The sequence below is a fragment of the Aestuariivirga sp. genome, from assembly GCF_047602625.1.
GTDB lineage: Bacteria > Pseudomonadota > Alphaproteobacteria > Rhizobiales > Aestuariivirgaceae > Aestuariivirga.
Window position 1 is genome coordinate 460725 of sequence record NZ_JASGGV010000002.1, and the last position, 19350, is coordinate 480074.

General features: G+C 60.3%; 19 protein-coding genes. 10 read left to right on the forward strand and 9 right to left on the reverse strand.

Annotation, left to right across the window (positions count from 1 at the left end):
• The first annotated feature begins 47 nt into the window (after window positions 1-47).
• The 3 genes from trxB to QM694_RS07130 all read left to right on the forward strand — a co-directional run bounded on the left by trxB (window position 48) and on the right by QM694_RS07130 (window position 3631).
• Window positions 48-1010, forward strand: coding sequence for a thioredoxin-disulfide reductase (trxB, locus tag QM694_RS07120; RefSeq protein ID WP_415006251.1), 963 nt, complete (start codon window positions 48-50; stop codon window positions 1008-1010).
• A complete protein-coding gene (locus QM694_RS07125; RefSeq protein ID WP_415006252.1) occupies window positions 997-1902 on the forward strand; it encodes a LysR family transcriptional regulator in 906 nt (301 codons plus the stop codon). Before trxB ends, QM694_RS07125 begins: the two co-directional genes overlap by 14 nt.
• A gap of 349 nt (window positions 1903-2251) precedes the next feature.
• On the forward strand, window positions 2252-3631 hold the full coding sequence (locus QM694_RS07130; RefSeq protein ID WP_415006253.1) for an aminopeptidase P family N-terminal domain-containing protein: 1380 nt from the start codon (window positions 2252-2254) through the stop codon (window positions 3629-3631).
• Here QM694_RS07130 and QM694_RS07135 read toward each other — a convergent pair whose 3' ends face one another.
• The 3 genes from QM694_RS07135 to QM694_RS07145 all read right to left on the reverse strand — a co-directional run bounded on the left by QM694_RS07135 (window position 3632) and on the right by QM694_RS07145 (window position 7692).
• Window positions 3632-4621: a hypothetical protein gene (locus QM694_RS07135; RefSeq protein ID WP_415006254.1), complete on the reverse strand. Its 990-nt coding sequence runs from the start codon at window positions 4619-4621 to the stop codon at window positions 3632-3634.
• Between the two features lie 370 nt (window positions 4622-4991).
• Entirely contained in the window at window positions 4992-7046 is a 2055-nt protein-coding gene (locus QM694_RS07140) for an elongation factor G (protein WP_415006255.1), read from the reverse strand.
• Between the two features lie 175 nt (window positions 7047-7221).
• Window positions 7222-7692, reverse strand: coding sequence for a DUF992 domain-containing protein (locus QM694_RS07145; protein WP_415006256.1), 471 nt, complete (start codon window positions 7690-7692; stop codon window positions 7222-7224).
• Between the two features lie 163 nt (window positions 7693-7855).
• Here QM694_RS07145 and QM694_RS07150 point away from each other — a divergent pair, with 163 nt between their 5' ends.
• Window positions 7856-8530, forward strand: coding sequence for a TerC family protein (locus QM694_RS07150; RefSeq protein ID WP_415006257.1), 675 nt, complete (start codon window positions 7856-7858; stop codon window positions 8528-8530).
• A gap of 2 nt (window positions 8531-8532) precedes the next feature.
• Here QM694_RS07150 and QM694_RS07155 read toward each other — a convergent pair whose 3' ends face one another.
• The gene (locus QM694_RS07155) at window positions 8533-9027 is read right to left on the reverse strand and encodes a DUF1993 domain-containing protein (protein ID WP_415006258.1); all 495 of its coding nucleotides are present in this window, start codon (window positions 9025-9027) and stop codon (window positions 8533-8535) included.
• Window positions 9028-9051: 24 nt separating this feature from the next.
• Window positions 9052-10254, reverse strand: a complete 1203-nt coding sequence (locus QM694_RS07160) for a pyridoxal phosphate-dependent aminotransferase (RefSeq protein WP_415006259.1) — start codon at window positions 10252-10254, stop codon at window positions 9052-9054.
• A gap of 114 nt (window positions 10255-10368) precedes the next feature.
• Here QM694_RS07160 and QM694_RS07165 point away from each other — a divergent pair, with 114 nt between their 5' ends.
• On the forward strand, window positions 10369-11541 hold the full coding sequence (locus tag QM694_RS07165) for an FAD-dependent monooxygenase (RefSeq protein WP_415006260.1): 1173 nt from the start codon (window positions 10369-10371) through the stop codon (window positions 11539-11541).
• Here the strand turns inward: QM694_RS07165 and QM694_RS07170 are convergent.
• Window positions 11538-11840, reverse strand: coding sequence for a hypothetical protein (locus tag QM694_RS07170; protein ID WP_415006261.1), 303 nt, complete (start codon window positions 11838-11840; stop codon window positions 11538-11540). The genes QM694_RS07165 and QM694_RS07170 overlap by 4 nt on opposite strands.
• Before the next feature lie 175 nt (window positions 11841-12015).
• Between QM694_RS07170 and QM694_RS07175 the strand changes: the two genes are divergently transcribed.
• Complete coding sequence (locus tag QM694_RS07175) at window positions 12016-12567, forward strand: tetratricopeptide repeat protein (RefSeq protein WP_415006262.1); 552 nt, start codon at window positions 12016-12018, stop codon at window positions 12565-12567.
• On the opposite strand, the gene QM694_RS07180 is transcribed toward QM694_RS07175, so the two are convergent.
• Together QM694_RS07180 and QM694_RS07185 are read right to left on the reverse strand one after the other, a co-directional pair.
• Window positions 12568-13416: a 23S rRNA (adenine(2030)-N(6))-methyltransferase RlmJ gene (locus QM694_RS07180; protein ID WP_415006263.1), complete on the reverse strand. Its 849-nt coding sequence runs from the start codon at window positions 13414-13416 to the stop codon at window positions 12568-12570. It abuts the gene before it with no gap.
• Between the two features lie 18 nt (window positions 13417-13434).
• Entirely contained in the window at window positions 13435-14319 is an 885-nt protein-coding gene (locus QM694_RS07185; protein WP_415006264.1) for a hypothetical protein, read from the reverse strand.
• Window positions 14320-14577: 258 nt separating this feature from the next.
• On the opposite strand from QM694_RS07185, the gene QM694_RS07190 reads away from it, so the two are divergent.
• The 3 genes from QM694_RS07190 (at window position 14578) to QM694_RS07200 (ending at window position 16663) form a co-directional block, all read left to right on the forward strand.
• Entirely contained in the window at window positions 14578-15309 is a 732-nt protein-coding gene (locus tag QM694_RS07190; RefSeq protein ID WP_415006265.1) for a hypothetical protein, read from the forward strand.
• A 122-nt stretch (window positions 15310-15431) separates the two neighbouring features.
• On the forward strand, window positions 15432-16082 hold the full coding sequence (locus tag QM694_RS07195) for a VPLPA-CTERM sorting domain-containing protein (protein ID WP_415006266.1): 651 nt from the start codon (window positions 15432-15434) through the stop codon (window positions 16080-16082).
• A 146-nt stretch (window positions 16083-16228) separates the two neighbouring features.
• Window positions 16229-16663, forward strand: coding sequence for a CBS domain-containing protein (locus tag QM694_RS07200; RefSeq protein ID WP_415006267.1), 435 nt, complete (start codon window positions 16229-16231; stop codon window positions 16661-16663).
• 55 nt (window positions 16664-16718) lie between these two features.
• Here QM694_RS07200 and QM694_RS07205 read toward each other — a convergent pair whose 3' ends face one another.
• Window positions 16719-16901: a hypothetical protein gene (locus tag QM694_RS07205; protein ID WP_415006268.1), complete on the reverse strand. Its 183-nt coding sequence runs from the start codon at window positions 16899-16901 to the stop codon at window positions 16719-16721.
• A 134-nt stretch (window positions 16902-17035) separates the two neighbouring features.
• Here QM694_RS07205 and uvrB point away from each other — a divergent pair, with 134 nt between their 5' ends.
• Window positions 17036-19330: an excinuclease ABC subunit UvrB gene (uvrB, locus tag QM694_RS07210; protein ID WP_415006269.1), complete on the forward strand. Its 2295-nt coding sequence runs from the start codon at window positions 17036-17038 to the stop codon at window positions 19328-19330.
• Window positions 19331-19350: the final 20 nt, after the last annotated feature.

The window sequence follows — 19350 nt, forward strand, 5'->3', positions numbered from 1 at the left end:
TTCGGAAATGAGCTATGTTATTTTCTCATACCGCTCAGGAGTCTTCCATGCCGCCCCGTCATAACCGCGTCCTGATCCTCGGGTCAGGCCCAGCGGGATACACTGCCGCCATCTACGCTGCCCGCGCCATGCTGAAGCCGGTGCTGATTCAAGGCGTTCAGCCGGGCGGCCAGCTGACCATCACGACGGATGTGGAAAACTACCCCGGTTTCGCCAAGGCTATCCAGGGGCCGTGGCTGATGGAGGAAATGAAGGCGCAGGCCGAACACATGGGCACCGAAATCGTGTCCGACACCATCACAGAAGTGAAGCTGCATAACAAGCCGATCTGGCTGAAGGGCGACTCCGGGCAGGAATACACCTGCGATGCGCTGATCATCTGCACCGGTGCGCAGGCCAAGTGGCTGGACCTGCCCTCCGAGCATCAATTCAAGGGCTTTGGCGTCTCCGCCTGCGCCACCTGCGATGGCTTCTTCTATCGCGGCAAGAAGGTGCTGGTGATCGGCGGCGGCAATACCGCTGTGGAGGAAGCGCTGTTCCTCACCAATTTCGCCAGCGAGGTCGTGTTGGTTCACCGCCGCAACGAGCTTCGCGCCGAACGCATCCTGCAGCAACGGCTGTTCGATCATCCCAAGATCAAGATCATGTGGGACACGGCGGTTGACGATGTGCTGGGCACCCATGAGCCCAAGGGCGTAACCGGCGCGCGGCTGCGCAATGTGAAGACCGGCGCCGTGCAGGATGTCACCGCCGACGGCATCTTCGTCGCCATCGGCCACAAGCCGGCGACCGAACTGTTTGAAGGCCAGCTTCCGTTCAAGCAGGGCGGCTATCTCATCACCGAGCCACGCTCCACCGCCACCGCCATTGAAGGCGTGTTCGCGGCAGGCGATGTGACGGATGACGTCTATCGCCAGGCCGTCACGGCGGCTGGCATGGGCTGCATGGCGGGGCTTGAAACCGAGAGATGGCTGCATTCCGCTGAGGAGGTGCGCCATGCCGCTCAGTAACATCATGGACTGGGACAAGCTGCGCATCTTCCACGCCGTGGCGGATGCCGGAAGTTTCACCCATGCGGGCCACGAGCTCGGCCTCTCGCAATCCGCCGTGAGCCGCCAGATCAGCGCGCTGGAGGATGGGCTGAACGTCCCCCTCTTCCATCGCCATGCGCGCGGCCTGATCCTCACCGAACAGGGCGAGGTGCTCTACCGCACCGCGCATGAAGTGTTCACCAAGCTCACCGCCGCGCAGACGCGGCTGATGGATTCCAAGGAAAAGCCATCGGGCGAACTCCGCATCACCACCACGGTGGGCCTGGGATCCGTGTGGCTTACGCCGCGCCTCAAGGAATTCACCGAACTCTACCCGCAGATCAACGTGACGCTGATGCTGGACGACCGCGAACTCGACCTCGCCATGCGCGAGGCCGATGTGGCGATCCGGCTGCGGCGGCCGACCCAGCCTGACCTCATCCAGCGCAAGCTCTTCACCGTGCACCACCACATCTACGCCTCGGTCGAATATGTGAAAACGCATGGCATTCCCAAATCGCTTGAGGATTTGGACCGTCACAAGATCGTGACCTTCGGCCAGTCGCCCACCTATCTCGAGCCGATCAACTGGCTTGAGAACGCCGGCAGGCCCGAAGGCGAACCCCGCCCGGTGGCGCTGCGCGTGAACAATGCCTATGGGCTCCGCCGCGCCGTGCAGGCTGGCGTCGGCATTGCCTCGCTGGCCGACTATCTGGTGGCGCCCGATATGGGGCTGGTGCAGATCGACCTGCCGCTCGAGACGCCGGAATGGGATACTTACTTTGTTTATCCCGAGGAGCTGAAGGAAACCAAGCGTGTGACCGTATTCCGCGACTTCATCGTCTCCAAGGCGAAGGAATGGAGTTTCTAGACTGCGATTGTTGCGGCGCACCTAAATAAAATCGAAGAATTGCCCGCACGCTTGGCAAATCATCGCGCGTCATGCCCGCCTCTCATGGCTCCCATGAGGCGGGGCCGGTTGCCGGACTCGGGCAGACCACGCATTGTCGCCAAGCGTTTTTTTCGAACGCGATGGTGCGGCAGCTACTCTCTCCCCTTGTACCTCCGCATCAGCCGAAGCGCTTGTCCGCGCCGAGGTGCCCCCGATGGGGCCACGTAACTCAAGGCCGGAAACTCTCCGGCCTTTTTCTTTGCCCGCGCAGCTTTGACGCTGTTTCCCGCTTCGCTATGCTCGCGTCAAAAGCAGGCAGGAGACCACCATGCGCCACGCCGCATTGACCGCGATCCATCTTCCCGATTTCGGCAACCCCAAAACAGAGCCGGCACTTTCGCGCGAGATTTACGCCGCGCGGCTCGAACGTCTTGAAAAGGCTATGGCAGCCGCAGGTTATGACGCGCTTGTGATCTATGGCGACCGCGAGCATGTGGCCAATATTGCATGGTCCACCGGCTATGATCCCCGCTTTGAAGAAGCGATCTGCGTTATCGTGCCGGGGCGGAAGCCCACGCTGTTCGCCGGCAACGAGGGTTACCCTTACGCCGAATGCGCCAATGGCGTCTTTGAGCGCGTGTTGTGGCAGCCTCTCAGCCTGATGAGCCAGCCGCGCGATAAATTCCGTGTACTGAGCGATCTTCTGGCGGAAGCAGGAGTGAAGAAGGGCCAGCGCATCGGCCTTGCCGGGTGGAAGGGTTTTGAGAGCGAGGATGGGGTGTTCGATCCGCAGTGGTTTGAAACACCGGCTTATCTCGTGGAGGCGCTGCGTGCCTTTGGGCCTGTCTCCAATGCGGCGCTTCTATTCATGGATCCGTCCACGGGCCTGCGCGCCATCAATGAGGTGGATCAGCTCGCCTGCTTTGAACATGCGGCCACCCTCACCTCCTCTGCGATCTCCCGCGTGATCAACGGCACCAGGCCGGGGATGACAGAATACGAGAGCGTGAGTCTCATGAAGCTCAACGGCTTTCCGCACTCCACGCACATCAACATGTGCGCAGGGCCGCGCGCCAGATATGGCCTGCCCAGCCCCTCCATGCGGGTGATCGAACCGGGCGACCCGATCGTCGTCGGCTTCGGGCTGATGGGCGCGTTGAACTGCCGGGCAGGCTTCATGGTGCGTGACGAAAGTGAGTTGCCGCCAGCCATCCATGACTATGTGAAGAAACTGGTTGCGCCATACTTCGAGGCCGCCGTGGCGTGGTATGAAACGGTGGGCATCGGCGTCACAGGCGGCGCGATCCATGATGCCGTCATGTCGCGCCTAGGCGATCCGTTCTTTGGCATCGGCCTCAATCCCGGCCATCTCATCCATCTCGATGAATGGATGCATTCCCCCATCCGCAAAGGCAGCACCCGCAAGCTTGCCTCCGGCATGGCGATCCAGTGCGACATCATTCCCGCCACCGGCACAGACTACTTCACCAGCAACATCGAGGATGGCATTGCGCTTCTGGATGATGCAGGGCGGCGGGACTTTGCGGTGCGTTACCCGGAAGCCTGGCGCAGAATCGAAGGCCGCCGCGCCTTCATGATCGAGACGCTGGGCATCAGGCTGAAACCGGAAGTGCTTCCCTTCAGCAATATCGCGGGCTGGCTGCCACCCTTCTGGCTGAACCCCGGCATGACGATGGCGATGCGGTGATCAGAACGCGCGCTCGCGCACCTGCGTCACGAGCGCCCGCGCAGCCCTGGGCCATGGATCATATCGCGCGATTAACCCTTCTCGCCCGCCAAAAATTCCGATTCCCGCCGCCACGCGCTGGGATGAGAAATCCCATGTGTTGCCGCCGGCATTGATCTCGATGGCGTAATGCTTGCCGGTTCCGTGCTCTGTCAGGATATCGCAGGCCTGAAGCGGGATGGACGGAAAGGCGGTCGTCATGCGCCGCGCAAACGCAATCACATCATCCGGCACATCATAAGAAATGCCGTCCGCCGCATCGAAGGCCCGCGCCACCGCCCCCATGCGGGGATCGACGGCGATGCGCTCAATATCCTCATCGGACGCTTCCAGACTCACGCGCGGGATGGGGCTGAACACCTTCATCCACAGCAGCGGTTCGCCAAACAAAGCCAGCACGCGGTAATAGGCGGGGTTGGGGCCGGTATCGATAAACTGCTGCACCAGCGCGGGAGCCTGCCGCAGGAAGTGGGTTTCCGGAAAATCTGGCGGCCGCAACTCAGCCAGCTTCCGGGTGCGGAAAAGTTGCAGCGAGTTGGCAAAGGAGGATTTGCCAAGCGGCAGCGTCTTCAACACCGCCAGCGGGCCAAAACAATCCTCGCGATAGGCCGTTCCGAACGAAAATCGTTCCGTGAATGGGGTGGCGATGCCCAGCGCAGCAAAGCGGGCATGCTGATCCTGTTTTTTGATCGGGCGATTGGCCAGCAGTGGGCCGCGCGGAGGCACGAACCGTTTGGTATCGGAAAAACTCACCGTCAGGCTGGGAAGACGCCACTTATAGGCCGGGACAATATCCGCCGTATCCTGCGGCGTCACGATGTGAACCAGGATGCCGGGGTCGAGTTTTACAATTTCCCGTGCAATTTCAAGGAAATCCTCGAAGGACTGCCGCCCGGCCGCCTGCACGAGAACGAGCAACCGCTTGCCTTCATGTCCGGACGCTGGACTCACGCTGAAAATCTGCCGCTCACTTCATCAATCAGCTTCTGATTACCGCTGACCGTGGCAGCAATGCAACGGTAGCGCGAAACCGCACTGTTTCTACCCGCGACCCCCTTGATTGCGAAACCGGGAATGTTAGTCTTCCTCCATAATTATAAAATCAGGGAAATATGCGATGAACATTGGACCTGTTGTGCCTGTGCCATTCGACTGGATTTTGCCGGAGTTCGACGGTCCGGTTGTGCCGCCGCCCGGAATTGGGCCGGTTGTTCCACCAACCATCGGTCCTGTAGTACCCGGCAATGGACCGCTGATCCCGTAGGAATCGCTTTTTCACTGTAAGATGAAAAGGGCCGCAAAGCGGCCCTTTGTTTTTGCCTTATGCCGCTTCGGACTTCCGCGCTTGCACCACCTGATCGGCGGCGCGCCCCGTCAACTCAGCCATATGGTCGTGCACATAGGTAAAGGTGCCGACGCCGGATGTGGCGGAGCGCAATTCCACGATCAGCGATTCCATCTCCGATTCCGGCATGTGGGCCTTCACCGTATCCCAGCCGGGCCAGCCATCGCGGCCGTCGAAGCCCAAAAGCTGCCCCCGGTGCCCGGTAACGATCTGGTTGACGCGCGATGTCGCCTCGCTCGGCACGTGAATGTCAGCGGCCACGATCGGCTCCAGCAGCACGGGCGAACAGGCGGGCATGCCTTCGCTCATGGCAATGCGTGCCGCCGTCTTGAAGGCCATCTCGGATGAATCGACGTCGTGATACGACCCGTCTGACAGGTTCACCGCGAAATCGACCACGCTGAAACCCAGCGGCCCATGCGGTATCCATTCGCGGATGCCGGATTCGACTGCCGGAATGTATTGCTTCGGCACCACGCCACCGGTGATCGTGTCGCTGAACACAAATCCTTCGCCACGTGGCAACGGTTTGATTTCCACCACGATGTCGCCGAACTGGCCATGGCCGCCGGACTGCTTCTTGTGCCGCCCGCGCACCTGGGTGGATTTGCGGATCGTCTCCTTGTAGGCGATGCGCCGCGGCCTCGCCTGCGCCTTTACACCGAACTTTCCTTCCAGCCGTTCAAGCGCCACGCGCAGGTGCATTTCACCCTGCCCCCACAGCACCATCTCATGCGTATCGATATTGTTTTCCAGCCAGAGAGAAGGATCTTCCTCGATCAGCTTGGCGATGGCACTGGTGAGCTTCACCTCATCCTTGCGGTCAGCCACCGAAAGCGCCAGGCCATAAACAGCAGGCGCACGCGAAATATCCATGAGCTGCAGCGTGGAGCCTTTGACTGTCGAAATGGTCTCGCCGGTTGCGATACCTTCCAGGCGGCCAATCGCCACCGTGTCGCCAGCCTGCGCCCTGGCCGTTTTATTCGGAGTTTGCCCCATCAGCGTGAACAGTCCGGCGGCGCGCGCATCCTGCCCTTGCCCGCCGTAGAACACTGCTCCATCGGCAATCTCGCCCTGCAGCAGGCGGGCAAGCGACAGCTTGCCGCCATGCGCGGTGTGAAATGTCTTCAGCACCTGCGCCACCGCACCGCTATTGGCCTTGAGGCCAAGGCGCTTCGCGGTATCGGCCACACCCGGCGCTTCATGGCGCAGCGCCTTCAAAAGGCGCCCCACTCCGTTTCCGTGTTCGGCTGAGCCGAAAAGCACCGGCGTGATCAGCCCGTCCGCCAATTCGCGCGATAGGTCGGCAAACACCCGGTCGCGCGGTGGCTCAAGATCAGACAGCAATTGCTCCATCAACTCATCGTCATGATCAGCCAGCCGTTCCAGCATGGCGAACCGCTCGCTCTTTTCGAGTGCCGCGACATCGACAGGCATGTCAACGACCGTGCTCTCGGCGTGTTCGCGGTAAACGAAGGCCCGCTCCAGCGCGAGATCGACAAAGCCGGTGACAACGCCGTTCGTCCAGATCGGCAATTGCCGGAGGATCAGGGGCTTCGAACTTGCAGGTTGCAGCCATTCCAATACGTCACGCGGGCTGACGGTGGATTTGTCGATCTTGTTGATGAACAGCAGCCTCGGAACATCCAGTTCATCGAGTTGCTTGAGAATGAGCTGCAGCGCCGCGGCTTTCTTGTCATCCGCCTCACACACGACGATTGCCGCGTCGCATCCCGCCAGCGCCGCGCGCTGTTCCTGTGAAAATTCAATGGAGCCTGGGCAATCAAGAAACGTGTAGCTGTCGCCCATGAATTGCGTGGTGGCGGCATTGAGTTCGACGCTCATGCCATGGGCGCGCGCTTCCGGCGCGCCGTCGCCAACCGTTGATTTTTCGGAAACCTTGCCCTGCCGCGCGATGGCGCCGGTCCGGAACAATATTGCTTCAAGAAGCGTGGTCTTACCGCCGAGATAGGGGCCCACAAGCGCAATGCACCGCGAGCCCTGGGCTCGTCTACCGGTGTTCGAATCCATGGCCAATCCTCCTTTGACTGCATGTGCACATCGAAGGACCGCCCTTCTTCTGAAACCACCGGGGGCGGTTCCGACGGATCAAGCTTGACTCTCTTTCAGAGCCTCAGCAAGAAAAATTCGCACAACAAAAACGGCCCGGCGCGAGGCCGGGCCGTAGCATCGAAAAGACGCGTGATTACTTGACAGCCTTGAGATGCAGGCTGGCAACGCCAGCAGCCACATTCAGGCCCGTCTGGCCCTGAATGCTGATCGGCTGCAGGTTGATCGTTTTCTTAAATCCGCCAACCAGAACATTGGCGCCGAGGCCTGCAATCACGGTGGCCTGCGCAGATGCACCGGTATAGGTGCCGGCCAAAGCGCCGGAATTGATCTTGCCCGGCGCAAACACAAGCCATGCCACCTTGGCCTTGCCCGTTACGCCGATATCCACGCCGAGTTTGCCGATCGAACCCTTATAAGCCTCAACACGGCCGCTGTTCGACTTGTAGGTGCACTTGACGCCCTTCGACGAACCAATGATGTAGCCAACGCCACCGTCGATGGTGCAGTTCAGAACACCGACCTTGACGCCGCCCTTGGCTTCCGCCTGCGTCACACCAAGGCCAAGTGCCAGAAGCGACAGAGAAACTGCGAGAATTTTCTTCATTTGTGAATCCTTTGATAGCCGTCGGCGGGCTGTGTTGACCCCGATTAAGGCGAGATTGCGGCTTACCGCATGCCCATGTGGACATCCGTGCACTTTTATAATTACAAGGTGCCGCGATTGTTCCAGAACGGATACACGCCACGGTTAACGGCTACGGATATTGATGCCTTTTACAACTGACTATTTTCTGAGCATTCTCGAAATCGCCTGGATCAATGTCCTGCTGTCGGGGGACAATGCGGTCGTCATTGCAATGGCCTGCCGCAGCCTCCCTGCGAACCGGCGCAGCCTCGGCATCCTGATAGGCTCTGGCGCGGCGATCGCACTGCGCATCGTGTTTGCCTTCCTCGTCACACGCCTGCTGGACATCCCGTACTTGCAGGCGGCTGGCGCCCTGCTGCTGATCTGGATCGCCGTCAGCCTGACGCGTAACGGCTCTGGTGATCACGACGTGAAGGCCTCAAACGGGCTTTGGGGCGCGGTCGCCACCATCGCCATCGCCGATGCCGCCATGAGCCTCGACAATGTCGTCGCCATCGCCGCCATCGCCGATGGCGACTACAAGCTGTTCATCATCGGGCTCATCCTGTCGATTCCGCTGATCGTCGTGGGAGCCAACTTCATCGCCGCGCTGCTTGAAAGAGTGCCGCTGCTCGTGTGGGCGGGGGCGGGATTGCTGGGCTGGGTGGCGGGCCGGATGCTCTATGAAGACTCGGCGCTCATCAAGGCGCTCGGCATCACGCCGACAACGGCCATGGGTTACGCTGCAGCCATAGCCGGTGCGGCGCTGGTGCTGGCAATCTCATGGGCGATCCGCAAGCCGGATGCGCACGCCTGAATTCAGGCGCGGCCCATGAAATCGCGTTTGCCCAGTTCCACGCCATTGTGGCGCAGAATGCCGTAGGCCGTGGCGGCATGGAAATAGAAATTGGGCAGCGCAAAGTAGGAGAAATAGGACGCGCCGCTGAATGTCATCTCCCCGTCGCCCACCTTCAGCACGACCTGACGGGTTGCGGCATCCGCGAGTTGATCCGGTTTCAGCGTACCGAGAAAATCAATGGTCTTCGCCAGCCGCGCCTTGAGGTCGGCGAAGCTCTTTTCCTCATCGGCATAGCTTGGTACCGCGATGCCGGCGAGACGCGCGCCTGCGCCCTTGGCAAAATCGCTCACCAGCGTCACCTGCCGGATGAGCGGGTACATATCCGGAAACAGGCGGAAATTGAGAAGCGCGGAAGGATCGATCTTCTTCGCCTCGCAATGCGCCTCGGCCTTTTCCAGAATGGCAGTCAGCGCCTTCATGTGATGAATGAGAACGGGAACGGAAGTCTCGAACATGATTCAGCGTTTCCTTACCTGTCCTTACCTGAGATTGCCGCAGAACCGCTGGATGCGCTTGCATGCATCTTCAAGAACATCGGTCCCAGTTGCATAGGAAATGCGGAAGAAGGGCGACATGCCGAAGGCCGCGCCATGCACCGCCGCAACGCCTTCCGCCGCCAGAAGCTCGGTGACGAAATCCTCATCGCTCCTGATCGCATTGCCCGAGGGCGCGGTCTTGCCGATGGTGCCCGCACAGGAGGGATAGACATAAAACGCGCCCTCCGGCACCGGGCAGGAAATGCCCTTCGCCTGGTTCAGCATCGACACGACGAGATCGCGCCGCTTCTTGAACACCGTGTTGTTGGCGGGGATGAAATCCTGCGGGCCATTTAGCGCCTCGACAGCCGCCCATTGGGCGATCGATGACGGGTTGGAGGTCGATTGCGATTGCAGCTTCGACATCGCCTTGATCAGCATTTCCGGCCCTGCGCCATAGCCGATGCGCCAGCCTGTCATGCAATAGGATTTCGACACGCCGTTCATCGTCAGGGTGCGGTCATAGAGCTTCGGCTCCACCTGGGCCGCGGTGGTGAATTCAAAATCGTCATAGACGAGATGCTCATACATATCGTCGGTCAGCAGCCAGACGTGCGGGTGCTTCACCAGCACATCGGTGATGGCCTTCAACTCGGCTCGCGCATAGGCAGCACCGCTCGGGTTCGACGGCGAGTTCAGGATAAGCCATTTGGTTTTGGGCGTGATGGCCTTCTCAAGATCAGCCGCCTGCAGCTTGAAGCCGTGCTCTACTGTGCAGTCGACGAACACCGGCGTGCCGCCCGCCAGCATTACAATGTCAGGATAGCTGACCCAATATGGCGCGGGCACAATCACCTCGTCACCGGGATTGACGGTCGCCATCAGTGCGTTGAACAGCACCTGCTTGCCGCCTGTGCCGACCGACACCTGGGACGGCTTATAGTCCAGCCCGTTCTCGCGCTTGAACTTGGCGCAGATCGCCTTCTTCAACTCGGGAATGCCGTCGACGGCGGTATATTTCGTCTTGCCAGCCCGGATGGCGGCAATCGCCGCCTCCTTGATATTGTCCGGCGTATCGAAATCAGGCTCCCCAGCGGCAAGGCCAATCACGTCCTTGCCTTCCGCCTTCATAACCATTGCTTTATTCGAGATGGCTATGGTCGCCGAGGGCTGGATGCGGTTAAGTGAATCAGAGATGAAACCCATTGGTGGAAAACCTTCTTGCATGCCGGGGTGGCGCACTCCTAGAGCCAAGGCAGGCCTGCTTGCAAGACTCAATCATCTTGTCTTGGCAGCCCTGCGCGCCTCGCCTTTTCTCCCATGACTGATGGACATTATCTGATCGCTGGCGGCGGCATCGCCGGTCTCGCTTCGGGGCTGGCACTGGCGCGCGCCGGTAAGCCTGCACGTATTTTTGAACAGCACGACAGTTTCAGCGAAGTTGGCGCCGGCCTGCAGATTTCCCCCAATGCCGTGGCAGCACTCCGCTGGCTTGGCGCATGGGAAGAGTTGGAGCGGACCTGCGTCATCCCCGTGGAAATCCACGTGAGGGACGGATTGACCGGCAAAATCATGCAGCGCATCAAGCTTGGGAAACGCTTCGAGTCCCGATATCGCGCGCCCTATCGCGTGGCTCACCGCGCCGATCTGCTGGCGGCTCTGCTGGGCGCGGTGAAGCAGGCCCCCGGCATCACGCTGGAAACCCGCCATCGCGCCATCTCCACCGAAGGCAACGGACTTGTTTTCGCGGACGGGACATCGGCGTCAGGAACCGGCATCATCGCCGCGGATGGGGTTCATTCGGCACTCCGCCAACAGCACTATCCCGGCAGCGAGCCAAAGCCACGCGGCCACATGCTGTACCGGACACTTATTCCCTTTTCCCGGGTCCCGTTCGGTGTCGAACCGGAATGCGTGACGCTGTGGCTCTATCCTGGTGCGCATGTCGTCCACTATGCGGTGAGCAACTGGAAGCGCTTCAATATCGTTGCCACCATTGAAACGCCCGGCTTTGCGCAAGGCTATCGCACGCGCGGCGAAAGCAATGATATCCGCAAGGCCTTTGCAAACGCTGCAGGCCCGTTGCAATCGATCCTCTCCGCCCCCTCGGCATGGCGTATCTGGACGGGCGCCGACATCGATCCATTGCCGGAATGGTCGCAAGGGAATTTCACCCTGATCGGCGATGCAGCCCACGCCACCCTGCCCTATCTGGCCCAAGGTGCCGCCATGTCTCTTGAAGATGCCTGCGTGCTGGGGTCGAGTCTGATGCGCTACGAAAACTCTGCCGAGGCCTTCATCGCCTATGCGGCTGAACGGCGGGCAAGGACATCAAAAATCATGCTTGAATCACGAAAGCTTGGCGGCATTTACCATGCAACAGGCTTCAGGGCCAAAGCACGCGCCATGGCCCTGAAGTTGATGGGCAAAAACTATGCGCTGCGGCGCAACGACTGGATTTACAGCTGGCGCTCGCCGCAAACCGTCGCCTAGCGCTTGCGGCCACCGTTGTCGTGGGTCTTCTTGTCATTCACCGTGACGAGCTGGCGCACGTAGCAGCGGCGTTCTTTGCAAACAACAATGTCGCCGCAATTCGCATTGGCCTGAACCATCCAGACTGGGCGGCGGTCAGCGGTTACGGTCTCGCAACAGGAGACGACCGCGCCGGCGTTGTCGGCAACGCACTTGTTCAGTTTCGATGTGATGGATGCGCCAGCGCCCTGGCTCAGCGCCAGCATGCCGAGAGCGAAGACGGTTGAGCCGGTGAATGCGGCAAAGCGGATATTGGTCATTGTGTTATCCTCCAATTGTGTTGCGATCGGTGTTGATCGATGGCGCAACTATGGCGCACAGTGGATGAGCCCAGCTTGAATGCCGTGTTTAACTGCCGTTCATGTTGGCGGCATTGTGGAATAAAGACCATGCTGAATGCGTAACTCACGCATCACTTACTCAAGGAGCCTCGCCATGCACAAGCTTGTGACATTCAGTCTTGCAGCTTTCTGTCTTGCATCAGCAACCGCTCTGGCCGCAGGCGGCGGAGGTTCAGGAGGCGGCAGCAGTTCTTCGGGCGGCGGCGGCTCCCCGCAGGATCATGATTGCAAGAAAGGCGAGGTCTGGAACAAGAAGACCAAGAAGTGCATGAAGCAGCAATCCGGCGTGTTGCCGGATGAGGATCTCTACCAGCAAGGCCGCGCGCTGGCCAAGGAAGGCCAGTATGACTGGGCCCTTGAGGTGCTGGCCCTGGTTCAGAACCAGAATGATCCGCGTGTGCTGAACTACATGGGCTACAGCAATCGCAAGGCGGGCAGGCTCGAGGTTGGCATTTCCTATTACCGCAAGGCGCTCGCCATCAACCCAAACTTCGTGCTCGCCCGCGAATACCTGGGCGAAGGCTACGTTGCCGCGGGCCGCAACGATCTCGCGAAAGCAGAGCTGGCGGAAATTGCCCAGCGCTGTGGCGTGACCTGTGAAGAATACCGCGACCTGTCACTGGCGATTGCCGGCAAAGCGGAATGATCAGCGGGGCGGCAGGAGCCAGCTTATGGTTCCCTGCCCCCAATCGCCCTTGCCAAGGCGGCCCGCCAGAGCCGGGACAAGGACACCCAGCTCTTCATCAATCCGCCATGGCGGGTTGATGATGATGAGGCCTGATCCTGCCAGTCCGCCCCCCTTGAAACTTTCGCGAACCCTGAGTTCGATCCGCAGCGTGCCGGGAATTTCCATCGCCGCTGCGGCATCAGAGATTTGGCCTTCCAGGCCATCTGCCTTGACGGGATACCACAGCAGAAAACACCCTGTCGCAAAGCGCCTGACCCCATCAGCCAGCATCTGGATCGCACGCTCGGCTTCGTCCTTCACCTCATAAGGCGGGTCGATCAGGATGAGGCCCCGGCGCTCTGGCGGCGGCAGGCTGGCTTTGACGCAGGCCGCGGCATCCAGCCCCTGGACCATCACCCGCCCGTCGGGACGGAAACAGTCTGCCAGCAAGGTCCTGTCCGCTGGATGAAGTTCATTGGCAATGAGCCGGTCTTGCAGGCGCATCAACGCGGCCGCCAGCCAGGGCGACCCCGGATAGCGGATCACCGGGCCATCTCCATTTAGCTCTGCGAGCACCCGGCGATAAGGCTTCAGCAATTCCTCAACATGCGGAGGAAAGACTGCGCCCATGCGGCCAATGCCGCCTTCCCATTCCCCGGTTTTTCCTGCCTCAAGTCCCGCAAGATCATAAATGCCGATCCCGGCATGCGCATCAATCACCCGGAACGGCTTGTCCTTGATTTTGAGATGTTCGATGACCCGCGCCAGAACCACATGCTTCAGCACATCGGCATGGTTCCCCGCGTGATAGGCGTGGCGGTAGTTCATGACGGCCGCAGCAAGATGTCAGAACAGGGTGATTGTGAACGGATCGAACATCGTGCCATCTTGCCCCAGATCGACATGGATCACCCGGTCGGGATGGGCGTCGGGAACCATGAAAAAGCCGACAGAATCGACAGCGTAACCAACCTCTCCGCAGGGCGGATCCGGCACTTCGTCCTGCGGCTCGGCATCAAAGGCCTTTTTGCGCTCGCCCGTCGGCACGACCTGCCACAGGGTCCACCCCGGCGGCGCCTTGATATCGGTGTCGGCGGCGAATTGGCATTCATTATCGTCCGGAATTAACCCTGATTTGCGCAGGGAAGGCAGCAGCGCATCCAGTTTTTCATCCGGCTTTTTGCGGAACTGGCGCACCACCGTGTAGGGATCGCCGCCATCCGTATTGAGGGTAAAAGTGTCTGTCCCCGCATCATAGGTAATGGCCCACTTGCCGGTGTCGAAGGCGCAATCCTCGGCCCAGAGCGCAATGCCCGTGCCCTTTTTCCATACCCACGAACAGGCCTTCTGATCTGTCGCATAAAAGGGTGACGGCGGCGCGTCGGGCTGCGCCACCGGCACATAACGCACCGACACATCGGCCAAGGGGATGCACACGTCTCCCATGTCGGGGCGGGCAATCGCTTTCAGCTTGGGATCGTCAGGGTCCAACCCCTTGTCCTTGCCGAAAAAACATGCCTTTTGCGCCTGTAACTCGCTGAGGATGACGCCATCGATATCCCCCGCGAGGCTATTGGCTTTCGCGAAATCCGCCGAAAGCCGAATGTTCAACTGCTTGCCGAGGGCGGCAGGAAAATAAACGCCAGCATCGTCAAACGGGATGAGTTTCACATCATCCGCAAAAGCAGGCGTGGCGGCGAAGAGAAGCATCACTGACAGGGCGGTTTTCATCCCGTCTTCTTGCCAGAGTCGCGGCGGCTTGGCTATCGCAGCTCCGATAAATTGTATTTGCATACAATCAAAAATTGAATTTCATGACAAATTCCATACCATTCTCCATTTTGGTTGCGGCGCAGCATTGGCTCCCATAAGCGGTACCCGGGCACGCGCCCTGAGGAAACGAGGGGCGAGCATGGTTAACGGAAAAGGCCTTCAAGCCAGACGGAACGGCCTCGCGGTACACCCCGTCTTCAGCGTCATTCCAGCCCGATGTTGCGGCGCACGGCTGTTATTGTTAACAGGCAAAAATCAAGTCGAAACTGGTTGCATAAAATGAAGAAAATCAGACTGATCGCGCTTTCCGTCGCAGCATTTGTGCTGGCGCAGGCCCCCGCGCATGCAGTGCCGGTCTACTCCACGGACTTCAGCACCACGCCTTACACGGGGTGGACGGTGAGCGGGTCAAGCACCAACCAGACGGGCGTTCTCGGCGGCATCAACAACACATCGGGCGGCACCAGCAGCGCGACACTGACATTCAATTCCGCCACCGCAACGGTGGCTGTTCTGAAGTTTGACCTCATTGGTTTTGGAACGCTTGACGGCTATTTCACCGACTCCGCATCCCGGTCGGCCTATACTGATATTTTCTCTGTATCGAGCGCAGGAACGACGATTTTTCAGGGCGCGCTCGACACGGGCTGGGCAGGAACGGACAACATCACGCTCAACACATCAGGCGCCATTGTTAGCGCTCTGACCGGCACGCATGATTCATCAGGATCAGGCACCCGCACCATCACAATGTTCATCAACCTCGTCGCCGGCACGAACACGCTCAAATTCGTGTATGCCAATCTTGAAAGCTTCAGCAATGAACAGTGGGGCCTGGACAACTTGTCCATAACCGCCGTTCCCCTGCCTGCATCGCTTCCCCTGCTGGGCGGCGCGCTGCTGGGAATTGGCGGGCTTTCAAGGATGCGGAACAGGCAACGGGCCTGATTCGCAGCGCCAAAGACAAGACCGCTCTACGAAACATTCTCTTTTGTTGCGGTGTCGCAAATTTGTTGCGACGCAGCGTTAACCTTGATAGTGTGTTAACAACTACAATGCAGGGTAGAAATATGACCAAGAAACTCTCCGCACTTGCCGCATTGGTTGCAGCTTTTGCCACAATCTCTCCCGCTCACGCGCTGACGCTCACCTACTCGACCAATTTTGATACGATTGGCTCGGAATGGTCGACGACGGGCGGAAACACGGGCGACACCGGCATTTTGGGCCAGCTCTACGGCGACGGGACCAGCGCCACGGTAGCCGGCGTTTCGCCCGGCGCCGGAACAGGCACGCTGAGCTTTGACCTTCTTGGCTTCCGTACCCTCGACGGTGCCGCCAACGGCTATACCGACACATTCACGGTTTCCATCAACGGCGTGGACATCTTCACCGGCACCTTCAATCTCGGCGGCGGCGGCAGCGACAGCTATTCCGGCCCTGTGGGCACGACGGTAACCGGCGGCACGGGCAGCACCGATATTGGCCGTGATGGCGGCACCCGCACCATTACGATCCCCTTCGCAATCCTGTTGGGTTCCAACACGATAACCTTCAGCTATTCCAACCTTCAGTCCTATGACGACGAAGCCTGGGGGCTCGACAATGTCAGCGTGACGGGCGAGGTGTCTCCCGTTCCGCTTCCCGCGTCTTTGCCGCTGCTGGGCGCAGCCCTCGTGGGCGTCGGCGGCCTGTCGCGCCTGCGCAAGAAAACAGTGTGATCGCCTGACGGACCGGCATCAAGGGCGGCTTCAGGGCCGCCCTTTTCGTTTGCGCATAAACAAATTTTAATGAACTGGCCATGATCCTGCCAGTGGTAAGGGCCTAGCCTTCTCCTGTGCATCGAACATCGCAGGAGGTTTTCCGCATGAGCATTCGCAGCATCCTTAAGGGCAAGGGCGGCAAGGTGGTGACGGTGACGCCATCCACCACCATCGGCATGGCCGCGCAGCGGCTGCGGCTGGAGCGCATCGGTGCCGTTGTCGTCTCAAGTGACGGCAAGCAGATCGAGGGCATTCTGTCCGAGCGCGACATTGTTCATGGCTTGACCGAACACGGCAGCGCCGTGACCGAGATGCCGGTTTCGGCGCTCATGTCGCACAAGGTCTATACCTGCCGCCCCGACACCGAAATGCGTGAGGTGATGCGGCTGATGACATCGCACCGCATCCGCCATCTTCCGGTGGCCGAAAACAGCGTCATGCTGGGAATCGTGTCGATTGGCGACGTAGTGCAGAACCGGCTTCAGGATATGGAACTGGAAGCTAATGTGCTGCACGACGTGATCGTAGCCCGGGCTTGAAATAAAAGCGGCGGAAGGCACATGGTGCCTCCCGCCGCGCGAGACGATGTGCGGCTTAACGCTGGCCGCCGTCCCGCCGTGTATCTTCGCGCGTATCGCGCTGGCCGCCCTGTTGCTCCTGGCCGCGCTTGCCAAGATCCTGGCCCTGCTGGCCCTGATTGCGATGATCGCCGCCGTGCTGCGGCTGGTTCGGCTTCTGCTGGTTGCCGCTCTTTTCGGTGTCACGAATATTCGACATCACTGTCTCCTTCGTTGATGGCCGTCGGTGGGAAAACGGGAGAGCGGGAGTGAGGTTCCATGAATTTTGCCTGCTGACAGGAGATGGCAGCAGCCCCGCTTTGCCTCAGCAGCAGCGCGCCCTATATTGGGGACATGGGACATTCACGTCAGGAAGGCGGATTCGCCGAAGCGCCGCTCACCAAGCTGGAGGGCTATCCGGAGATTCCCGTGGCGCCGCGCGCCGGGCTGGAAACGCTGCGGCCGGAATTCGTTCCGCTGCAATCTTTTACGCCAATCAAAACCATCAAGCAGGAAAAGTCCGAAGGCGGCAAACGCCTCACCATCTCGTCGCCGTTTGAACCGCGCGGCGACCAGCCGACGGCGATCGCCGAACTCGTCGCAGGCGTGAACCAGCATGAGCGTGACCAGGTGCTGCTCGGCGTCACCGGCTCCGGCAAGACCTTCACCATGGCGCAGGTGATCGAACGGACCCAGCGCCCTGCCCTGATCCTCGCGCCCAACAAGACGCTGGCCGCGCAGCTCTATGGCGAGTTTCAGAGCTTCTTCCCCGAAAACGCCGTGGAATATTTCGTCTCCTATTACGACTACTACACGCCGGAAGCCTATGTGCCGCGCAGCGACACCTATATCGAGAAAGAAAGCGCCATCAACGAGCAGATCGATCGCATGCGCCACTCGGCCACGCGGGCGCTGCTGGAGCGCGATGATGTGGTCGTCGTCGCCTCGGTCTCCTGCATCTATGGCATTGGCGACGTCGAGACCTATTCCGCCATGGCCTTTGCCATAAAGCGCGGCACGCGCGTGCCGCAGCGCCAGCTTATCGCCGATCTGGTGGCGCTGCATTACCGCCGCAACGACCAGAACTTCACCCGCGGCTCCTTCCGCGTGCGCGGCGACGTGATCGAACTTTTCCCCTCGCATTTCGAGGATCGCGCCTGGCGTATCTCGCTGTTCGGCGACGAAATCGAAAGCATCGCTGAATTCGATCCGCTCACCGGGCAGAAGATGGCCGAGTTGGACCAGGTGAAGGTCTATTCCAACTCGCACTATGTGACGCCCAAGCCGACGCTGGAACAGGCGGTGAGCCGCATCAAGAACGATCTGCGCATCCGCCTCGCAGAATTCAATGCGGCGGGCCGCCTTTTGGAGGCGCAGCGGCTGGAGCAGCGCACGCTGTTCGACATCGAGATGATGATGGCGACGGGAAGCTGCGCCGGCATCGAGAACTATTCGCGCTATCTCACCGGCCGCAAACCCGGCGAGCCGCCGCCGACGCTTTTTGAATATCTGCCCGACAATGCGCTGGTGTTCATCGACGAAAGCCACGTCACCATTCCGCAGATCGGCGGCATGTTCCGCGGCGACTTCAACCGCAAGGCGACGCTGGCCGAATATGGCTTCCGTCTGCCCTCGGCCATCGACAACAGGCCGTTGCGCTTCGAGGAATGGAACGCGATGCGGCCGCAGACGGTGTGCGTCTCCGCCACCCCCGGCTCATGGGAGATGAACCAGACCGGCGGCGTGTTCGCCGAACAGGTGATCCGCCCCACGGGCCTCATTGATCCGCCGGTGATCATCCGCCCGGTTAGAACTCAAGTTGATGATCTGATCGCCGAATGCCGCGAGGTAGCCAAGGCCGGGTACCGCACGCTCGTCACCGTGCTCACCAAGCGCATGGCGGAAGACCTGACGGAATACATGCACGAACAGGGCATCCGCGTGCGCTACATGCATTCCGACATCGACACGCTGGAGAGGATCGAGATCATCCGCGATTTGCGGCTCGGCGCCTTCGACGTGCTGATCGGCATCAACCTGCTGCGCGAGGGGCTGGACATTCCCGAATGCGCGCTGGTCGCCATTCTCGATGCCGACAAGGAGGGGTTCCTGCGCTCCGAAACCTCGCTGATCCAGACCATCGGCCGCGCCGCCCGCAATGTCGACGGCAAGGTTATTCTGTATGCGGATCACATGACCGGCTCGATGGAGCGCGCCATCGCAGAAACCAACCGCCGCCGCGAAAAGCAGGTGGCGTGGAACGAGGCCAACGGCATCACGCCGCAGAGCGTGAAGAAGAACATCAACGACATTCTGAAGAGCGTCTATGAGCAGGACCATGTGACGGCGGATGCGGGCTTCGGCGAGGATGCGCCGCTGGTGGGCCACAACCTCGAAAAGGTTCTGGCCGACATGGAGAAACGCATGCGCGAAGCCGCCGCCAATCTCGAGTTCGAGGAAGCCGCGCGGTTGCGCGACGAGGTGAAGCGCCTCAAAAGCGTCGAACTCGCCGTCATGGAAGACCCAACGGCGCGCCAGAGCGCCATCGAGGACGCCACCGCCAGTTGGCCAAATCCCAAACCCAATCGCCGCGCCGGTTCAAAAGGTGGCAAGCCGGGGACGAGGACGTATAGGGGGAGGAAGGGGTAGAAGCACTTCCAGCGTACTTG